Origin of the sequence: Clostridium sp. TW13, assembly GCF_024345225.1 — a bacterium.
Taxonomy (GTDB): Bacteria; Bacillota; Clostridia; order Clostridiales; family Clostridiaceae; genus Inconstantimicrobium; species Inconstantimicrobium mannanitabidum.
Map to the genome: position 1 here is coordinate 2,180,361 of NZ_BROD01000001.1, position 21,321 is coordinate 2,201,681.

General features: G+C 26.2%; 19 protein-coding genes. 4 read left to right on the forward strand and 15 right to left on the reverse strand.

Going from position 1 to position 21,321, the window contains the following annotated elements; translation table 11 throughout:
- Positions 1 to 10 precede the first annotated feature (10 nt).
- The 3 genes from OCU47_RS10765 to OCU47_RS10775 all read right to left on the reverse strand — a co-directional run bounded on the left by OCU47_RS10765 (position 11) and on the right by OCU47_RS10775 (position 4,260).
- Complete coding sequence (locus tag OCU47_RS10765) at positions 11 to 982, reverse strand: RluA family pseudouridine synthase (RefSeq protein WP_261828602.1); 972 nt, start codon at positions 980 to 982, stop codon at positions 11 to 13.
- Between the two features lie 70 nt (positions 983 to 1,052).
- On the reverse strand, positions 1,053 to 2,243 hold the full coding sequence (locus OCU47_RS10770) for a M20 metallopeptidase family protein (RefSeq protein WP_261830619.1): 1,191 nt from the start codon (positions 2,241 to 2,243) through the stop codon (positions 1,053 to 1,055).
- A gap of 7 nt (positions 2,244 to 2,250) precedes the next feature.
- Positions 2,251 to 4,260: a cell division protein FtsA gene (locus OCU47_RS10775; RefSeq protein WP_261828603.1), complete on the reverse strand. Its 2,010-nt coding sequence runs from the start codon at positions 4,258 to 4,260 to the stop codon at positions 2,251 to 2,253.
- 245 nt (positions 4,261 to 4,505) lie between these two features.
- On the opposite strand from OCU47_RS10775, the gene OCU47_RS10780 reads away from it, so the two are divergent.
- Entirely contained in the window at positions 4,506 to 4,745 is a 240-nt protein-coding gene (locus OCU47_RS10780) for a hypothetical protein (RefSeq protein WP_261828604.1), read from the forward strand.
- A gap of 120 nt (positions 4,746 to 4,865) precedes the next feature.
- Here OCU47_RS10780 and OCU47_RS10785 read toward each other — a convergent pair whose 3' ends face one another.
- The 7 genes from OCU47_RS10785 to OCU47_RS10815 all read right to left on the reverse strand — a co-directional run bounded on the left by OCU47_RS10785 (position 4,866) and on the right by OCU47_RS10815 (position 11,113).
- Complete coding sequence (locus OCU47_RS10785) at positions 4,866 to 5,105, reverse strand: hypothetical protein (RefSeq protein ID WP_261828605.1); 240 nt, start codon at positions 5,103 to 5,105, stop codon at positions 4,866 to 4,868.
- A 123-nt stretch (positions 5,106 to 5,228) separates the two neighbouring features.
- Positions 5,229 to 5,429: a hypothetical protein gene (locus tag OCU47_RS10790; RefSeq protein ID WP_261828606.1), complete on the reverse strand. Its 201-nt coding sequence runs from the start codon at positions 5,427 to 5,429 to the stop codon at positions 5,229 to 5,231.
- 191 nt (positions 5,430 to 5,620) lie between these two features.
- Positions 5,621 to 6,601 carry an SMEK domain-containing protein gene (locus tag OCU47_RS10795; RefSeq protein WP_261828607.1) on the reverse strand — a complete coding sequence of 327 codons (981 nt, stop codon included), beginning with the start codon at positions 6,599 to 6,601 and terminating at the stop codon, positions 5,621 to 5,623.
- A 486-nt stretch (positions 6,602 to 7,087) separates the two neighbouring features.
- A complete protein-coding gene (locus OCU47_RS10800) occupies positions 7,088 to 7,777 on the reverse strand; it encodes a dual OB domain-containing protein (protein ID WP_261828608.1) in 690 nt (229 codons plus the stop codon).
- A 13-nt stretch (positions 7,778 to 7,790) separates the two neighbouring features.
- The gene (locus tag OCU47_RS10805; protein WP_261828609.1) at positions 7,791 to 8,243 is read right to left on the reverse strand and encodes a DUF488 domain-containing protein; all 453 of its coding nucleotides are present in this window, start codon (positions 8,241 to 8,243) and stop codon (positions 7,791 to 7,793) included.
- On the reverse strand, positions 8,244 to 8,858 hold the full coding sequence (locus OCU47_RS10810; RefSeq protein ID WP_261828610.1) for a DUF488 domain-containing protein: 615 nt from the start codon (positions 8,856 to 8,858) through the stop codon (positions 8,244 to 8,246).
- 635 nt (positions 8,859 to 9,493) lie between these two features.
- Positions 9,494 to 11,113, reverse strand: a complete 1,620-nt coding sequence (locus tag OCU47_RS10815; RefSeq protein WP_261828611.1) for an ATP-binding protein — start codon at positions 11,111 to 11,113, stop codon at positions 9,494 to 9,496.
- A 110-nt stretch (positions 11,114 to 11,223) separates the two neighbouring features.
- Here OCU47_RS10815 and OCU47_RS10820 point away from each other — a divergent pair, with 110 nt between their 5' ends.
- Entirely contained in the window at positions 11,224 to 11,499 is a 276-nt protein-coding gene (locus tag OCU47_RS10820) for a helix-turn-helix domain-containing protein (RefSeq protein ID WP_261828612.1), read from the forward strand.
- Positions 11,500 to 11,729: 230 nt separating this feature from the next.
- Here the strand turns inward: OCU47_RS10820 and OCU47_RS10825 are convergent, their stop codons facing one another.
- The 3 genes from OCU47_RS10825 to OCU47_RS10835 all read right to left on the reverse strand — a co-directional run bounded on the left by OCU47_RS10825 (position 11,730) and on the right by OCU47_RS10835 (position 16,251).
- Positions 11,730 to 14,093, reverse strand: coding sequence for a DUF2726 domain-containing protein (locus tag OCU47_RS10825; protein WP_261828613.1), 2,364 nt, complete (start codon positions 14,091 to 14,093; stop codon positions 11,730 to 11,732).
- 134 nt (positions 14,094 to 14,227) lie between these two features.
- On the reverse strand, positions 14,228 to 15,577 hold the full coding sequence (locus OCU47_RS10830; RefSeq protein ID WP_261828614.1) for a hypothetical protein: 1,350 nt from the start codon (positions 15,575 to 15,577) through the stop codon (positions 14,228 to 14,230).
- A gap of 260 nt (positions 15,578 to 15,837) precedes the next feature.
- The gene (locus tag OCU47_RS10835) at positions 15,838 to 16,251 is read right to left on the reverse strand and encodes a hypothetical protein (RefSeq protein WP_261828615.1); all 414 of its coding nucleotides are present in this window, start codon (positions 16,249 to 16,251) and stop codon (positions 15,838 to 15,840) included.
- A 239-nt stretch (positions 16,252 to 16,490) separates the two neighbouring features.
- Between OCU47_RS10835 and OCU47_RS10840 the strand changes: the two genes are divergently transcribed.
- Together OCU47_RS10840 and OCU47_RS10845 are read left to right on the forward strand one after the other, a co-directional pair.
- The gene (locus OCU47_RS10840; RefSeq protein WP_261828616.1) at positions 16,491 to 16,985 is read left to right on the forward strand and encodes a VanZ family protein; all 495 of its coding nucleotides are present in this window, start codon (positions 16,491 to 16,493) and stop codon (positions 16,983 to 16,985) included.
- 219 nt (positions 16,986 to 17,204) lie between these two features.
- Positions 17,205 to 17,441 (forward strand): hypothetical protein, encoded by a 237-nt coding sequence (locus OCU47_RS10845; RefSeq protein WP_261828617.1) that lies wholly within the window; start codon positions 17,205 to 17,207, stop codon positions 17,439 to 17,441.
- 392 nt (positions 17,442 to 17,833) lie between these two features.
- Here OCU47_RS10845 and OCU47_RS10850 read toward each other — a convergent pair whose 3' ends face one another.
- Together OCU47_RS10850 and OCU47_RS10855 are read right to left on the reverse strand one after the other, a co-directional pair.
- Positions 17,834 to 18,844: a hypothetical protein gene (locus OCU47_RS10850; protein WP_261828618.1), complete on the reverse strand. Its 1,011-nt coding sequence runs from the start codon at positions 18,842 to 18,844 to the stop codon at positions 17,834 to 17,836.
- Positions 18,845 to 18,936: 92 nt separating this feature from the next.
- A complete protein-coding gene (locus OCU47_RS10855; protein WP_261828619.1) occupies positions 18,937 to 20,838 on the reverse strand; it encodes a hypothetical protein in 1,902 nt (633 codons plus the stop codon).
- Between the last annotated feature and the right edge of the window lie 483 nt (positions 20,839 to 21,321).

Here is a 21,321-nt window from a genome sequence, read left to right on the forward strand (position 1 = left end):
GAATCTCCTATCATATTGAAAACTTAAAAACATCCTTCTTAATCTTTTTAAATATAGGAGGTAAACTTTCTGCTATAGTTTTGTTTTTCATATATTCAAGTTTTTCTGGTACATCTCTAAATATTAGTTTATACGCATATAAAAATTGATAGTTAAGCCCAAACTTATTATCAAAAAAGGCATTTAATTTAGGATCTCCGTATTTAGGATCCCCAATTATAGGATTTCCTAAGTGAGAAAGATGTGCTCTTAATTGATGACTCTTTCCTGTTATTAATTCAATCTCTAATAAAGAATAAGCTCCATTACTTTGAATTGTCTTAACATCCATTTGAATTCTACTGGTATTAGGCTTGCTATCATCAAAAACCTTAGATAAATTTTTACTCTCATCCTTAGAAATATAAGCTGTATGTATACCATCACTAATTCTTCCCTTTACAAGGGCTGTATAATACTTTTTAATCTTACGTTCTCTAATTAATTCATTAAGTATTTTTAAAGATTCAAAGTTTTTCCCAAAAATAACTATTCCAGAAGTATTTCTATCCAATCTATTACAAGAAGCTGGTACAAATGTAATCTCCTTTTCTGGTTGATAATCTCCCTTTTTATATAGATGAGATAAAACATAATCAGTCAATGTTGGTTCTCCATTCTTTCTATCAGAATGTACCAAAACTCCCGGCCATTTTTCTATGAGTAAAATATTTTCATCCTCATAAGTAATTTTAATTCCACTAATATCTACGGTATTAAAAGTTTCTTCACTTTTTGGCGTAATATTTACATTCATATATTTTATTTCAATGACATCGCCTATTTGCAAACTATATTTTTCTTTTTCTTTTTTCCCATTTACCCTTATATCGCCTTTTCTAAGCCCTTTGAATATTGCACTAAGTGGAACATCCTTTAATAATTTTCTTAAAAACTTATCAAATCTTTGTCCCGCCTCATTTGCTCCTATTTCTATTTTCAAAAAAGATCAACTCCCATTTTTATTTTCATTTGTAATAAAGATTTATCCATTATATGAGATTAAGCTTTTTTTACTCATTTGTCAAATAATTAAAAGCGTTAGCACACTGAATTGCTACCCCAATTGGTAATGCATCCTCATCTATATTAAATAATGCATTATGAGCTGGCACATCTGTATTCTTTTCTTTATTACCTGTTCCTAAGAAATAAAATGCTGCATCCCTCTCCATTGCAAAATAAGCAAAGCTCTCAACTCCCATACTTGGAGCTTTTTGATTTGTTACATTCTCTTCTCCCAAAATGCTACTAGCTGAACCTTTTACTATATCAACCATAGCATCATTATTATAAAGGCAAGGATAACTCTCTTCTATTTCAATTTCCGCTTCTGCTCTCATTGAAGCACAAATGCCTTTAACAACTTCATTTAATCTCTTCTTAACTTCCTCTCGATCATCTTTATCCATCGTTCTTATAATTCCTTTAAGAACAACTTCATCTGGAATTATATTTTGAGCTGTTCCTCCATTTATACTTCCAATAGTTATTACTGCAGGATTTGTTGGAGTAATTTCTCTACTTACTATTGTTTGTAAGGCTAAAACCACCTGAGCTGATATAACTACGGGATCTATTGTATATTGAGGTGCTGCACCATGACCACCTTTACCCTTTATCTTAATTGTAAATGGATTTGATGCCGCATTGACTACACCATATTTTACTTTTATTTTTCCAACCTGTAAATCTTCTGTTACATGCAATCCAAAAACTCCATCAACTTTAGGATTTTCTAAAACTCCTTCTTTTATCATTACAGGAGCTCCACCTGTAGTTTCTTCAGCTGGTTCAAACATAAGTTTAATTGTTCCAGAGAAATCCTTCTTATGTCTGTTTAAAATTTTAGCTGCTCCTAACAGAATTGTTGTATGGGCATCATGACCACACGCATGCATCTTTCCAGCAACTTTGGATTTATAAGAACAATTGTTCTTTTCTTGAATTGGTAACGCATCTATATCTGCCCTTAATGCCACTACCTTAGGTTTTGATATACTCTCTTTTTCACCTTGAATTATTCCGCAAACTCCAGTCCTAGCTATAACTTCTGTGTTAATACCTTCCTTTGTTAAATATTCTTGAATCTTTCCACAAGTTCTAAATTCCTCAAACCCTAATTCAGGATTTTCGTGTAAATCTCTTCTTACTTCAATAAGCAAATCTTTTATTTCAAGTGCTTCCTTATAAAAATCCATAATATCCTCCTTATTCCCAAAATATTTTAATTATATCATTTTCCTTTAACACATCTGTATAAGATGCCTTCTCCCCATTTAATTGTAAATTAATCATCCCTTTAGATGCTTGTAAATCAAAATCAATAAAATTGAATATATCTACAAAAATATATTGCTTTTTATTTTTTAATATACACTCTTTACCATTAACTATTACTTTTAAAGGGTTAAATGTATCCTCTTCACCAATAAATGTTGTATCCGTATTTATTAGTGTTTCTTTTTTCTCTTCATTATATATATTCTTTGTAACTATTTTATCTCCATTTTTAATTTCATAGTCATCTTCTAACTTAATATCTCCAATACTTAAAATCTCATCATCATTACATGAAATTACATACTTTTTCACTTCCCCTATGGTTTTAGGAAAAATTATCTCAACATCATCATTATTCTTAATTATAGAATCTACCTGAGATAGAACATTATTTATTTTTACTATAGGCTCTATATTTATTAATTCTTCATTGTAATAAAAATATTTTTCATCTACTTCTGATATATATTCCATTACCTTAGGAGCTGCATCCTTTCCATCTTGTGCAAAATCTACTTTGATTACATCTCCATTACTAACTTCACTTTCCAAGGTAGCTTCTATATTGTTAAGTAATATTTTTGCTCCTACTGCAAACTCTCCAAATCCCAAGCGCTTTATGCCATTTACCATGAATCTGATATTTTTGCCATTCTTGCCAATAAGTACTTTAGGATTTATTTGTGCATTCATAAGTACATCCATCACCGAATGCTTATGGGAATTAAATAAACTTATAGTTGAATCATTTAGCGTAACATCAATAAAATCTTTTCCCATATTCTTAATAGCAACCAACGCTATTCCTAGAACAGTTACCCCTGTACTGCCTATACTCATATCATCACATACACAATCAATTACTGCTTCCCTGCCCTTTATAGCAATTCTTTGTACTGGTAAATTTAACTTTTTAGCTATAAATTCTTTAAAAAATTGAGTGTGAGCTCCGCCTCCAACTAAAAATACAGCACTAGGAGCCTTTCCGCCATTAAGTTCTAATAATCGTTCTCCAACATCGTTAGTCATTTTATCAACTACAGGTTCAATAACCTTTAATACATCTTCACTCTTAATTGTATTATCCAACCCTAAAATATCAGTATATGTAACCTCTTCTTTATCACTACATTGTCTCTTTATTCTTTCTGCAGTGATAAAATCTACTAAATATGCCTGTGCTATTGCCTCAGTAACCTCATCTCCAGCTAAAGGAACCATCCCATATGCAGATATACTATTATTGTTGCATATTGCTATATCTGAAGTTCCAGCTCCAATATCCACCAAAGCAATATTTAGCAATCTCAAATTTTGAGGAATTACTGCTTCTAATGCCGCTATAGGTTCTAGTGTTAAATTCTCAACTTTTAAATTAACTTTATTCATAACAGAATAAAGACTATCTACTACAGATCTTGGTAAAAATGTAGCTATAACATCAACCTTTATCTTTTCTCCCTTATGCCCCACTAAATTTGAAATAACATAAGAATTTAAATAATACGTTTTAACCGAATAGCCAACACAATATAATTTTCCATTTGTTTGTTTATTTATAACAGCTTCTGCTTCTTTAACTGCTCCCATTTCTACTGTTCTAACTAAATTTTTATCTATTTCTACATCATCTATATCTGTCTCATAGGAAGCTTCTACAGTCTTTAAAAATCTTCCAGCTGCTGCAATTGAAACACTGCTTAAATTTATATTTATTTCCTTTTCTATATATGCTTTAATATTTCTAACTGTATCAGCAACTAGACCTATGTCGTGTATTTGCCCATCTAACATGGCTCTTTCCTTATGTTCTATAAGCTTTTCTGCTACTACACAGAATTTTTTATCTCTCACAACACCAACTGTACCTTTAATACTTCTTGTCCCTATATCTAAAGAAAATATTGCTTCTCTTTCACTTAAATTCTCTATATTCATAAATACTCCTCATTTAACATTATTTTAACTTTATGTAACTTAGGCATCTTCAAAAAATAATTAAGTCCTTATACGACATATTCCGGAACTTGTTATTTATTTTCAGATGCCTTAACTAAAATTATATATTATAATACTTTACTATTCAACTCACAACTATTTCGATAATTTTTATATTAATTATTATTTTTTCTAAATATTTTTTTTATATTTTGGGAAAATATATTTAAAGGCAGGTGATTTTTATGAATAGTAGTGTAGGAGTAAACTTAAATAAAGAACTTAATCAAATGTCAAAAAGAATAAAGATCCGGAGACCAAATCATAATTGTTGCGAAAACCATGAAGCTTCAGCTAAATGTGATCCAATTGATACTATAATTAGCTGTTGTGAAAACGGGAAAAGTACTCAAAAAATTATGCTATTCTCTTTAGGTGCTTTTATTTTAGGATATTTTATTAAATCTCTTAATTCTCATCATTAAAATTATTACGAAATTATTTAATTATTTTTCATATTTGTAATGATTTTATTAAAAAAATAAAGTGGCTGCATAAAATGTACACTTATACATTCTAATACAGTCACTTTACAAAATTACTTATTAGCCTCTTTCAAAACCTATATTAAAAAGATTAGTTCCTGGGTTTTTAACATATTCAATATATCTATCTATGTTTTCTTCCTTTATAGTTTCAGTTCTTGCCACCTTATCTGTAACATAAGTTATTTCTATAAGCTCCGTTTCTAAATTATATCTTACTAATACATTAACACCTGTTATTTGAATTAACTGCATATTTAAATCATATAACTGTTCTTCACGTACACTCATTGCCCCCATTTGATTCACTCCTTATTAATTTTCAAATCATTTTATTTATAATATTATGTTATATATCTTATCATATTTTATATATTAATAAAATAACATACTTTAGCTATTAAAACTATTATTTATTAAAATTTAATCTATAAAATTTAATAAATTATTCTCTAATAATACCTTATATGAAAATTTCCTTACTATCCCATCCTGGAAGCTTATAGTAATCTCATCATTGTCTTGTTTCTGTATTATCCCTTTTCCGAAAGACCTATGATTTACGCTTTTTCCTTCTACAGATTCCTCATTGATTGTTACTTTTTCAAATCTCACTTCATTCATAAATGGACTTCTATTTTTAAATTTACCTGCTATCATTTTAGGAGAGTACAAATATAAATTATTTATTGCTCTTGTAATCCCAACAAAATATTAATGTGTGAATATTTTTATAGAAAACTAAATAAATGATATAATAACTATTTAATGTGAGTTTTCTATAACTTTACTAAATATATCTTATAGAAAATAATCTAGTCTAATTTTGTAAAATCTAACTCAACTATTATATCTGAAACTGATATATCTTTCTCATTACAATAACAATATAAATCATACAATATATCGTAATCATATTCATAAATCCTGATACATGCATAATCTGAGTCATCATCAGGACTGATAAATTTGTTATCAATTAATATGCTTATTTGGCTTGATAATTTATTTATGTCTTTAACATTACTAGATACTTCATTCCAACTCATTACCAATCTCTCATGTGATAAGTGTTCTTTAATAGGATAGTTCATACATGTGACTAAATATTTCCTTGTAGTTTTACTTAGTTTAATTAATTTTTTTGAAAATTCATCAATTACTTTAAAATATTCTTTGCGATAATCTTTATCTATGTCTTTTATTGAATCTTCTCCAAACACATAACATAAATATTGCTCATATGTACTACCTTTTTTTATACTACCTTTAGAATGCTCGATTGATCCATTAACAGAATCCATACAATTCTCCAAGTTATCATCTAAGTAACTTGCAATTTTCTCAATCTTTTTCTTATTTAGATTCATAATTTCATTGATAAAATCATACAAATCTATACGCTTAATTAAGTATTTATTACTTTTATAAGTATTACTTTTCATCGAATGCTTTTCAAATAAAGTAAATATCCACAGTTCTTTATACTCTTTATATAGTTCTTTATCTTCAAAACCTTGAATTGTCTCATCAACTTTTTTCTTTGAAGTTGTTGCAGTTATCTGAACTGATATTTTATCATTGGTACTTCCCAAATCAATTGACGGATAGTTTTTTTGAATTCTATTCATATTGCTTAATTCTAAATCATATGCAATATTAAATAAATCACAAAAAAAATATTCACAATCCTTATTTACATCATATTTGGATAACTTATTATTAAATTTAATGTAATACTGTAGCAAAGCAAGTCCCTTTATAATTTCTTCTACTTTTTTAGATCTTTTAATCATACAGTACCTCCTATCAATAAATATAATATTGCCTAATAAATATCAATTATTTTCTAAGCAACTTCATTCTTTGCTAATAATCACATTGTATACATCATTATTTATGTATAATCTCTCACTTTATTGTGACATATTATAGGTTTAGAATTCATTGTTATTTATTATATACCTGTTTATTGGACGATAGAATTCTTCTTCATTTGCATTTTTATCATAACTTATTTTATATTCCAACACAAATTCTATTCTTAATTTCAGAAAATCATTTTGTTTTATTTTAAAATATATTTTTGAGGCAGATGTCCTGGCTTGTATGTCAATGGGATTCTTATATAGATTTCTCTTAATATATCAGATTATCAACACAGTTCATTAACATAAGCAAAATAAAAAAGGCTATATAGTCTAGTCCAAAGATCTTTGGACTAGACTATATAGCCTCGACTAAAGTTTATTTATACGTAATACATAAAAATAATTACTAGTTTAAAACATAATATTTCTAAACCCAACCCTACGTGGTTGCTCGATTATATTAGCAATTAATTTATAATGTGAAGCGTTCATATTGAAAACACATGCTAGGCTAAATATCACTATAACATTGTTCAGTGTATAAGGTCGTGGTTCAGATTGACAAACTTCATAATAATATTTTTCTGTCAATATTGAATCTGTTATCTTAATATAACTATATCGTTGATTATTATATAAAAAACTTGCCATAATTCTTTTTTCTTTGAATTTATCTCTCCATAAATTCAATTCATCTAGTTCAACAATTAGTAATGAGTATTTTTTTAACTGTTTTCTTAATTCATTGGTTAAAATCGAATTGCTATTATTATAAAAGATATAATCTTGATGTGTAAGATAGTTTTTAATTTGATCTAACGTTGCTGTCCCTATTTTTTTCAAATAGTATTCTGAATCAATAATGTAGTTTTCTGGTTGAAACCAACAATCTTGCTTATCTTTCAATTTCACATAAATTGTATCCATTACTTTTAAACACTGACCATCTTCATAAGTTATATCACTATCAAATAGTGCATATTCACTTTCTTCATCTTCTGATACTAATCTAATAAATTTTCCGTTACTAGTATCAATTCCAGCAACACAATATCCACCATTTTTATCTGACTTTGTAAGAATTATAACCTTTTTATCCATATCCTTCCCCCATTTAAATATGTATAATTTCTATATCTTCTCCAGTCAATATTTCTTTAATGTATTCGGCTACTAACCTCCTATGACAAAAAGTCGGTTCACTTTCACTACACAAAATACATATACTATCTAACTTATCTATCAAATATTCTCTTATATATGTTTCTAATTTCCTTTTTCTTAATAACATATTAAATTCTTTTTCGTATTCTCCCCAAGTAATAACTTTATTTTTATAGTCCATAAGTATTTCCTTAGTAGGACTAAATTGGGTATTGTGTAAATACTCAACAGTCAGTATCTTGTATAAAAAATATTTAAGATCATTGCCCTTTGTAAAACCTGCTAACTGACTTACGTTGTTTAATCTAACATCTAGCACTACTTTAATATTATTTAGTTCTAGTAAATTAAAAAACTCTTCTGCTGTCTTTTTTGTAAAACCAATTGTATAAACCTTAATCATTTATTCACCCTCATCCATATGATAACCTATTTCTTTATTTCTTTTTTTATAAGATTCTTCTATCATTTCTTCTATAGACAAAATTTTTCCTTGCACTGACTCAAGCATAATCTGATTTCTATCTTTAAAATATTTATCAAGTAGTTTTCTTTCAATTTCCTTTTGCTTTATATGTTTGTTTCCTTGCATTATATGATCTACTTCGAATCCATTATCCTCCAAACCTTTTCCTACCATAATGCACCTATGACAATCAAATGGATCTTTTTCAGTACACATTAATGCAATATTATAACCTTTTTTACATCCATTAATAATTCTATCAACTCCACTTAAGAAAATTGAATCCTTTCTAGTCTTTTCAAAATCAAGATATCCCTCTTTTGAATACAATTCTTTTTTTTCTCTTCTTGCTCCAAACTCTTCTCCCATATGAATATAGGTTATACCTTTTATATTTAATAATTTTTTTACTTCTTCCCTATTATATTGCGGTGTATACTTTGAGTACGGAGTTGATCTAACATCAACCACACAATTAATTTTATTTATTTTCAATAGTGAAATAAAATAATCTATTGGATAATTTGAATGCCCTATCGTAAATATTCTCATGTAGCACCTCATTTCTTTTTATCATTAATATTTGTAGGTAATTTGATTCATTGTAAAATGTTTATATAAAATATAATTTAATTGCAACATTTTTATGCTTACAAATTCTAATTTAATGCATAAACCTATATTTCTATTTTTATCTATTTAAACAAACATCTGCTTATATATTCAATAATTCTAAACTAATTTGCTACTTCTATTTTACACCAATACTTATAATTATTCTACAATTTATGTAAATTTTATCACTATAGTATTACATCGCAAGTAATGTATTCTTCAATCTTATCCTCTTAAATATTATGAATTAGTTGTACATTTTATAATATATACATCAATTTATCTATAAGATATAGGCAACTAACCTCTTGAAAAAAGCAAACACCAAAACTTAACAATATAATTGCTTAATTCACAGTTCTTCTTCAAAATAAAAATAGCCTTTTATAATAGGCTACTTTACTTTGCTATATTACATTACTGTTACAACAATAATACTAGCAGTTTTCTTTATTATAATAAATATACTAAAATAACTCTTATCTATTATTACCATGATTCAAAATAATCTATATCAATTCTAAATATATTTATATCTCTAATAATATATCCATTTTACTAATCAAAAGTGATTAAGATCTATAGATTTTATTTAAAAGTGCACTTAACTCCATCACTTTCATTTTCTTATTTTTTTGAGTTACAATATATTTTTCATCTCCTTCACTAACCAATACTGTATTTACGTTATTAACTTGATTAATTACATTCTGCTCTAAATCTATCTTCCAACAAACTACATAATCATACGTTCCAATTGGATGCTTGTGTTTAAAAATATTACTCAATTTATACTCTATCTCAACTAAAACTATTTCTTCATTATAATTTGTACATATTACATCTGTAGTTGCTCGACTAGAATAAGAAATAATATTCTTAATATCTTCCACTAATTTTTTTGTTTTTTCATTGGCTAACATAGCAGCAAATAATAATGCGACCTCATACTCACACTGTGGAATCTTTTTAATTGGTATATCATTTATATATAAATTATCTACCAAATCTATCTTCTTGACATAATTATTCATTGCTACTACTCTGCATTCAGCATCATATGATTCCTCCTCTTCCTTTCTCATCCTAAAGTATTCTTTTTCCGCTATAGGTTTAATATTATTTTTAAATATATCTTCTACTTGATTAAATATCCACTTTACTGTCGCACTCTCCATGTTACTTATACTATTTCTGTCTGCAGTCAATTCAAAATTTTGAGAGTTAACCAGTATGTGGTAATGATAATATTGTTCATCACCTAGCAAGAAATTCGCTCTTTCAAACGGGATAAAATCTTTACATAAATATATTCCAAACCTTGCCTTATACGTTTCAGATTGCCTCAACTTGCATACTTTTCTCCTGCAATTAACTCCAGACACAGTTCCATAGAGTTGTAATGAAACATACTCTCCATTTAATGTAGTCTCCACATTAAATGGACCGAATGCCCTACAATAATTTACGCTTCTTTTATACTTTCTATTGTTAGGATCTTCTTTAGGATTCTCACTTGGCGCTGCAAATTGATGAACCCCTGTCATTTGACACTGCCTATTTAAAATTTGGTCATATATATGTATTTTAGGAGATTTATTCATATCCTTTACTCTACTTTGCAACATTAAATTATTTGCAAATATGTTCTTAAAATTTCCACCTGCTGTAAACCATAGAATATAATCTTTCAAACTATAATAATTAAAATACTTTTCAGGGTTATCAATAATATATCCACTTATAGTGATTTCTGTACCATTTTCTTGCATATCTCCATTTTCTACTGTATAAGTAGGAACTATTCCGTTTAAGAGATGTTCCCACGGATTCTCCATTTCTACTATATAGCCGTTCTCATTATTGCACTTAGTACTAATAATTATCCTTTTACTTTTAAAAAAAGTTTTAGTTCCAAGCCCCTTTTCTCCTATATTCTCCACCATTTTTTTCGAGTCACCTAAATTAAAAAAAGAATGTATCTCATCGATATTCATTCCGTTTCCATCATCTCGTATGATTATCTCCACATCACCATTCAAATTTCTTCTTATAGTTATCCAAATATTTTTTGCGTCTGCATCATAACAATTACTTATTCCTTCACGAACAACTTCATTAGGATTCTTAATATTTAAAGCAATCTCTTTAAACATAGCAACTGCCTGAACTTTAGGCATGAATACATCCATAATATCAATCAACTCCATTACATTAAAATTTCAATTTATGTGGTTACTACATAATATAGTGTTATTCATTTTTGTAAAATATATTCATCATACATATTGGTGGTGATTTAATGGAAAATACTAAGAATATCTCAGGAAATTTTCTCAAGAATTGTAGAATTAAATATGGTATATCACAAGAGACTTTAGCAGGTAAATTAAACCTACTGGGTCTAAATATAGATCAATCTGCAATTTCTCGAATAGAAGGGGGAACCAGAGAACTATATGACTACGAACTTTACTGTATTTGTAGAGTTCTAGAAATAGACATCAAATCATTTTTTGATAAAGATTTAATTTCTACTCTTCCCAAATCACACAATCCATTGAAAAAAGAGTGTTAACGCCCCTAATTGGTTTATTTTAGAGATGCAAAAACAAAGGGTGCAAATTCACACACGCTTTTGCACTCTTTGTTTTTGCATCATATCAGTTATTTGATCACAAGTTACTTTAAAATCACAATGTTTTTTGCACTGGTTTTATTCTGCAAAAACTAGACCTAATAAATTTATTGCCTCTGCAAAACACTTGAAAGAATTGATGTAGAAATGATGTTTTTAAAATATAATTGCTAATACCAATTATATTTTATATCACTTATGAATGTAAACTTATCTAAAATTTTCTTGTGTATGCTTTCTCTTCCTAATTCTATAATGGATTTCAAATCATTTGATATTTCTATAATTAAAATTCGCTCTTCTAAATCAATAACCTTTGATTTTACCGCTATACCAGAACCAACTATATTATCCCACTCCTTCTGTACAGTTTTTAAATCAACTGCTGAATTAGTAATACCAAATTTCCTCTTATCAATTTCTTTTATTAAATCAAATTCAGAATTATTAGTTCCACTCTCAATTTCTAATATAAGACTTTTAGTGGCATCTTTTACTTCCTGTTTTAATCGTTCATATTCCATACCACTATTATATCTTAACCTTATTAAAGGAATGCCTCCAATTTTAAATATTTGATTCTTATATTCATTATTAATTTTTGAAGGTTCTTTATCATTAAACTCACTATCTTTTTCAAATGCTAATACTGGAAAATATGTTGCAGTATTTACTATAGCAAAATCTACATGTGCCATGAATAAATATGATAGCATCTCTTTATCAAGTAAGTCTCTTAATTTATCTATATCAAAAATAGTTTTTAAACTCATATTGGGAAATACAAAATGTTGTGGAAATAATTCTATTAATACTCTATAAAGATTAATTTCTGACTCATGATAGAAAATTGGTCTATAAAATTTAGAATTATCTACTTTAACAATTTGCCTTTCTAATGTTGGATTTACGTATTCATCTATTAATTTTTCTACTATCGGATTTATTATATATTTACCATCTTCAGTTAAACGTAACATATCATTATCAAGTAAAAAATTAACATTCTTTTTTAGAGAATACCTATCTTGGTTTATAATATCATGGAGAATATCATTTGTCACTTCATCAGAATATCTATGTATTGCAAATAATATGCTTCTATGATACTTCTGTACTTTTTTAAAATATACATTTTTTAGTTGTTGCTCTCTTTTCTTTTGATCTTTGATCACTTGTTCTGTGCTTTCCTTGTTTTTCTTAGCAATATCATTTTGTGGATTCAATTCAAATGCCTTTTCATAGTAGTATAAAGCCCGCTCATTATCCCCTTCTCCATAAAAAATCACTCCCAAATTATTGTAAACTTCTGGACTTCTAATTCCATTCTCTATAGCATTTTCATATAACTGTTTAGCCACTTCTCTTTCTTCTATTTTATTAAATGAATATGCTAATTCAAAATAAAATTTTTTAAATAATTTCTTTTTACCTATATAATCATTACTTACTAAATTGTATAGATTAGTGATAGTTTTAAAATGTTCATGTTCAAAGAAAATTTCTATATTATCATCACAATAATTACAAGTACACTCATCCAATAAATGTCTCTTAAAATCAGGTAAATTAAATTCCTTTAATCTAGATACCATTGTAAACAAATCTTCTTCTGTATTCTCCTCCATTTTTTCAAAACAATTATTAATGATATTGAGTATATCATCTGAATATAATTTATAATCGTATTCTGTGATTGAATTTAAAAAATCTATAAAAACTTTATTTAACATCTGCTCATCACAAAAATTGTAAACTTCTTTGTGCGTTTCATATTCCTCTCTTAGTAGAATACTCTCTTCTTCATAATGTTTATTAACAGAGAGGTCAACTTCCAAATTATTTTTACATATAAATCCAATAAAAACACCACAAAAATTTAATAGATTATAATTAAATTCTGAGAAACCAAGTTTTTCACTGATTTTCTTAATTTCTTCTATTCTATAATAATACACTATATCAGAATATTGTATTAAGGTATCAATACATACATTAAGATATAATAATATCCTACTTATAATTTTATTCTCTGTAATCTCTTCATTTTCTAGTATATACTTTAAAAAATAGCCATAAGCCTCAATATGTTCCTTTTGAAATTTAAAACTATAATCCTTTATATTATGTTCTTCTGAATAACTCAACTCTTCAATATCAATTAATAAAATCATTAATCTTAGTTCTTTACTAACTTGTCCTATTTTCATTGCGCATATAAGTTCAATTTCTGTTAGAAATAAAAAATATTCATTTAATTCTTTATTCTCTTTTAAGTAATTTATATAATGGTTATCTATGATATCTCTGTAAAATTCATACGCTATTTTATAATCTTCTATAATTGTTAAGTAGTATTTCAACATTATTACAATGTTAAACATCTGCTCCTCTTTATAATCTTCTGTACTTTCCTTATATACTTGATCTATCTGTTTTAAAATTGTTCTAGTTTTTAACTTTATATCTTCTTTATCTTTGCCTTCATACAAATAAGAAATCATATCCTTAATAGTACTAAATTGATCGTTCATTAATTTTCCCCCCTTGTGTCATTTTACTTTATAATCATTCTAGATATTTTTCTAAAATAGATTTAATTTATCTTTTTATAATATTAAGCCTCAATTTACTTTCTTTTTCTCATTAAATGATTAAATTGACTTTATCATATACTAAACTTAATTAAGTGACTATTATTATAACAAAACTTTTTCACACACAATAAGGCAAGTTTTTGTATTATATAATTCCAACTTTCCATCTTTACACTGTCTTGATACTTTTCAAGATAATTTGGTACTCGTGAATTAAATTTGAAGTCACTCTTTCCATGAACAATACTATTTCTATATTTATACAATCTATCGATAAAAGATTCTATCTTCATATTACTTATATCAATATTTCCAGCATCATCATCTTCAAGCATTTCTTCAAAAAAGTATTCTTTTACTATTTTTAATACCGTTCCATCAGCATTTATATTTTTTATCACATTCCTCAAACATATTCTTTCTTCAGCAGTATATATTTTGCTTATTTCATTAATAAGTTTGTTATCGTTTTTACAAGTATTCAAATATTTCTCTTGATTTGAAATATATCTTTTGGTTCTAATCTTCTCTTCTTCTATATTAAAACATTCAATTACATTTTTTAGTTTTTCTTTTTGACATATAATAAAAAAATATTCTAAGACTTTATAATAATATAAAAAACTTGCCTCATTAGTTAAATTTATTGCTTCATTATAATATGCTAACGGTGCTACATGAGCAGTTTCTTCAAAATATAGATATTTTTCATTAGGTTCATACTCATATTGGTTAGTTGTATGCCTTAATTTATTTTCAACTCCAAATAACAATTTATTATTATTATATATATTTAATATAAACATCGCTTGTTGCAAATAGTTATTTAATTCATCTCTTTTGGCCCCTATAATTTTTATAGTTAAAAACTTATCCCAAAATGAATCTATGCCAAAAATATTACTATTCATAAACATTAATTTAAATATTTGAGTTGGATTAGAAACGACAATCTTAATTTTTCCAATATTAAATCTTAAATATAATTTTTCTGTATGATGTTCATTTATACATAAATCAGTGTCTCTATTTTCTTCAAGTAAAAATTCTCCGAATTTATCTTCTTTTATATATGCCCCTTCTATATATCTATTATTAAATGAATTTAATTTTCTCCTCCATACTTCTATCTTTTTTAAATTGTTCTCATAATAAAGATTCCTCTGTGATGCGTAATAAAAAATTTCTTCACTATACCCATCAGAAATGTATCTTGTTATTTCAATAAGATCATTGGCATTTTCAAAATCTAAATAATCACTAAAACTTACCCACATTAATCTCACACTAATTCTATATTCTTGCATTCCAATTTCTATATATTCATCTGTAATTTTTTTTATAATTATATTATTAAATGATTCTTCGCTAGCAAAATACTCTCTAATATTCTTTTGAATTTCATCTAATTCATTTTCCATATTTTCTCCTTCAATACATAATGATACTTTCTCTTGTTTATTTTATATTTAAAACATTATACTGTTTTGCAAAATTTAGCAATATTAATTGTACCAATATACATTATAAAAATAAGTACTGCTCTCACAACTAGTACTTTGCCATACTAAATAATCAAATATTATTATTTATATATAAAACAATATTAAATAAAAATAGCACTTTAAGAACAATATAATTATTTCAAGTCCTTAAAGTGCTATTTATCAGTTTTATGAATTTAGTTCAAAGTTACAGAACCATGAATATCTGCGCATGAAGCACCTTCTGTTGCTTCAAAATACAACTTGAAAGTACCTTTATCATTTATCCAAAAGTCTTTAGTAAAAGATCCTACACCACTGAATATTACATTACAGTTACCATAATAATGATATGCACCCAATATATCTTTCCTTTTCACGCTAACTTTCATATCTTGTTGCCCAGAACCACCTTCATACCATTCCTCATTAGTATGATTTATCCTTATAGACTTTCCTGCATCAGTAAAACTCCAAGAATTTACAGACTCTCTCCCTCTAATGCCAGTCCCATAATAAGTTAGTAGAGTTTGCCCAGCCGCAAATGCCACAACTGATAGCAAAATCATTAATGAACATGTAATTAGTGATATTTTTTTTAAAATTTTCATTTTTTATCCCCCATTTCCTTATTTTATGATATAATGTTAACATAAATTACTATTTAAGTCTATATTTTTTTGAAAAAACTTAAATAAAAGGAAGGAATGAGATTAATATGAAAAATTCTCCTAAAAAAATCATAAAAACAACACTAATGCTGTTAGCAAGTTGTCTATTAGCATTAATCATTAATTACAATTTTACAATGGAAATTATAAATCGTATTGTGTATATACGAGACTCGCTTATGGAACCATTAGCAATAACACTAATTATTCTTCAAGCAGTTGTAATTTTCTCTATATTTAAGATGTTTATATCTAGACAAATAGATAAGTATTCTTACTACATTATTTGGACATGCTATTTTTTTATCCTCGCATTTGTACTATTTGGGAGACCAACAGCATTTAGAAAATTTAATTTTAATCCATTAGATATTCTAAATGGATTGAATAATTTCGATTCAATTTTTATATATCTATTGAATATACTTGCATTTATTCCAATTGGATATATATTTAGGCATAAAGGTGCAAGAAATATGTTATTAATTATGATACCGATTGAATTTTTAATAGAAACTATTCAATATATTTTTAAGTTAGGTATTTTTGATATTAATGATATTATACTCAACCTTATAGGTATATGCATTGGATATATAATTTCAAAAAATAAAGACTTATTGAAAATAGAAAATACATCTTCAGCAAATAAAAATAAGGACACAGTAATCTAAATCAAACTAGAAATGCTTTTTAGTTTACTAAGTCATTAGAATCAAATAAAAGAGAGTCCACAAAAGTGCAACGGCTTCTATTTTGAGGTGCAAAGTGGAAAAATCTCTTATAAAACAGCATATAAAATAACAAAAAAATCACACTTGACTTAGTGTGATTTTTTAATCTTTTGAAAAACAACGGACTATGATATAATTAAATATAAGCGAGGTGGTATCATGGATAATGAAATTTTAAATGCATTAAGATCAATGTTTAAAGAAGATTTAAAGGCGGAACTTAACCCAATTAAGGAAGAGATAAAAGAGATTAATGTTAAAGTCGATAGAATTGAAAAAAAACTTGATAGAGTACATGACCAAATTGCTGGCTCAACAGAATTTAGAACTGAAACAAAAGAATGCTTTGAATCAATAAAAAAGCATATTAGTAAATTGACTACTGTTACTATTTAACTGTTTTTAAATTGCAGACTTAAAAACAGTTAATAGTATATATATGAGTATCTGAAAAAGGTACTCTTTTATTATATCTTTAATTCATTACAATATAATAAAAAGAGATGTTCGAGCATGTATAATGAATGAAAGTTTACTTTATTGCATTCCTTCATTTTTGCTATTGATAATATTTGTTTCTGCCATCAAATTAGAAGAACAAAAAAACGTAATCAATTTAACTGCTGTTTTCTGTATAATTATATAAGTGAAAATCACAGATTTCACTTATGTGATTATACCTGTGATTTTATATACTATTTTACAGTTTTGCACCTCTTATCGAAACCCGTTGACAAAAGTGTACTCTTTTTGTCTTATTACATTTAATCTTTTATATTTTTACTAATCTACTCTATTTTGAAATCAAACTTTGAAGTATGCATAAAATTAATATTTGTAATTTTATAATACTCAAATATTCTTATAAAGTAATCTTTTTCTTTTTCAGAGAAGTAACTCACAGTAACTGTTTTTAATTTATTTAAATTTTGCAATGCCACTATTCTCCATAGTAAATGCTCATCTATAATAGTTCCTTCAAATTTATCATTTTTATATTTGGAATATGCTTTTAGAAATCCTTCTTCAATATAACCAGATCTTTGAAAACTCAATCCATAAATCAGCAAATTATCTATTTTAATATCTCCAAACAAAAAACTAAAATCAAAATATTTATCATATATTTTTCTATCATAGAACTCTTTTAACATAATTCCTTTACTTGCACCGTTAGGTCCCCATACAAATTTATAATAATATTCACCTATATTCTTCATATATAATACAACATCTTCATAGTTTATTATTGATTCTAAAAATTTTCCATGAATGTGTTTGGTCTCTACATACTTGTCCGACAAATAATCAAAATTTGTTGTATAAATATTATTATTAGTATTTAATACTGACTTTACAGAATTATAGAAAGTTTCTATATATCCTTCTAAATTATTATCTATAATATATCTATATACTTCATTAAACCATATATTATATAGTACAGGAAATATATCTTTAATGACCTTTATATCATAACTAACTTCATTTATACTCTTAAAGCAATCTTTCCCCAATATTTTTTCTATATTAGAATTATTTTGCAAGTAATATTGTCTAAATATATCCTTCATTTCATTAAAGTATTTAGTATTTTCAATTGATTTTTTCTTATAAAATATCTTCTCTATATATTGTTCTTCTTTAAACGTCAACTTATTAGATATGAATTTTTTTATAAACTCATCAATATTAAATAAGTATAACTTTTCATCCGAAACATATTTCCTTAACTGTTCAAATAAATTTAGTGTCATTCCATTTCCAAAAATTATTGCATCAAATTCACATATATCCATATAATTCACCTCTATTTCATAAAGTCTTCAAATTTAACTCTAATAACTTAAAATAAAAACTTTTTCAGAATATATATACCATCAGTTTAATACTATTCTTTATGGAATTCATATCCATAAAAGCCATCCGATTCTTGTTTATTACCAACATACTCTAAATACCCATTTAAAAAATAGAACTTCGACTCAACTGCTAGCGCAGGTATATTATAGGTATTAGTAGTCATTGTCATAAGTTCATCAATTAATTTATCTACGCAATCATCATTTACTATACCACTTTTATTATGTATTTCTGTTACACCTAACTTAAATTTCACTACATTCCCATCATTGTCTAAAGAGTAGTTTAATGAAAATTTAATTTCATTATTTGATTTAATATCTAATATATATTCAAACGGATTTCCAAGTGTATCCTTACTTGCTTCCACTGATATTTTGGAATGTTTTAGATCATTTTCATACTTCTTTAAAATGCTATTTTTTAAGGAATAAAATTTTCGTGGATTACAGATTATGTTAAATTTATCTCGAGGATATATTGCTAAATTATCAGCCTTAATTGTAACTAATTTTCTTTCTGGATATTTAGAGATAAAATAAACATTGTCTGTCTGAGCAACAACATTACCAAATATTACTTTAGGTTGCAACTTATCATTAACAACATTATAAATTATCTTATCTTTAGATTCTATATTAGCGAAATTACGAATTGTTTTACCAATATACATTGTCATCCATATCATAAGAACGCATATACAAATCAGAGAAAGTATTAACATTCCTGAAGTAACTACTATTTCTTTTTTCTTGCTAGTACTCGCGTCATTATTTGGGGAATTAACTTTTTGTTTGTTTTTCTTTCTTCTCAAATTTCTTTGTTTAATTTCATGTTTTAAGATAATAAATATTAATGAAAGCCCTACTGTTACAAGTGCCAAAACAATTCTATTTATTTTCAACTCAAAAAACTTAATACTACCAATGCACAATAGAAATATAAATGGAAGATACAATAATATTTCCATTAAGAATGATATTGTTTGAGATTTAAAAAACTTGTTAAATTTCTTCACTACAGGATTCTTAAAACTAATGCCAAAATGAATCATAATCAAACCAATTATTGTAAGTATTATATACCAATAAGACTTTGAGTCTATTTTCACTATCCCTGCGATTAGACATATAAAAATAAATGTATATGATATTCCACTAAAAAACATAAGAATGTTGTGAAAACATGCTTTGATTATTAATGCTGCTATTAAAATAGTAGTAGTTACCATTAAAAATAAGATTATTAAATTCCCTCCCTTATTTAGGGCGTCATCAGGAAGCCCCCAAAATAATACATCACAAAGTATAAATAGCATACTAATTATAAATAAGCATATTCCAATATATTTTAATTTATTAATAATTTTAGTTTCATTAATTGATGCAATTAGTGGTGTAAAATATGCAATTAATGAAACTAAATATATTACTCCAATTATAGTAATACTTTTAAAGTTAAATGGAACTGGATTCATAAATATATCTATTAATGAAATATAATCATTAAGATCACCACCCAAATAAAATCCATACCAAAAACAATATCCTAATTGAAAGAAAAAGTATGAGATCACAATTGCAATTATAGGTATCATAAAAGCAATAAATTGAGATTTGTCATATGTTTCAATAAAATCTTTTATGTCAAATTTACTTGTATTGATATTTTTTTCAATATCCATTTCTTCATTAAATTTTAGTAAATCATCAAATGTTATTATCATACTTTTATTGTAAAAGCCAACGTATTTGTCAACTATTAATCTTAGTTCGTTTTTATCCTTAATCTTAAATTCTTTTTTTCTATCTTTCACCTCTATTATTAATAACTTACTTTTGCTTACCAAAACTTTTAACTTATCAAATAAAGTAATTTTATCCCTAAATATAATAGTAAACTCCTTACCATTTACAGTAGTAGAATACATCAAAACCCCTCCATATAAAATTAGTTATTTATTTCTCTTTTTGCTATTGTGAGCAAAAAGCATACTATAATGTGATCATCATTTATAAATATTAATTAGTGGTTAAGTTGAAATCGTGATTTTTCTTTTACCCATTCTACTATATATTATATAGAGACTTTATCAATAACTGGCTCTTACTTTTCTATCTATATGTAAATATACTGAATAATTTAGTTTGCCATAATTTTACTCTACTTTCCTTGAATAAGTATATTCAAGAATTTATATTAAATCTCAACATTAATTCAAAACAAAGCCTCATTTTTCACTAACATAAAAAACTATACAAAGAAAATAGCATATTTTCTATATTCTTTGTATAGTCTTCATTAAGGTTTTAACACAACTTCAATTTACTGCAACATAGTAATGAAAAACTTCATAATCATACCATTTTGTATAACAACTTAATTAAATGTCAACTTTTCTTTTTTGTCAAAG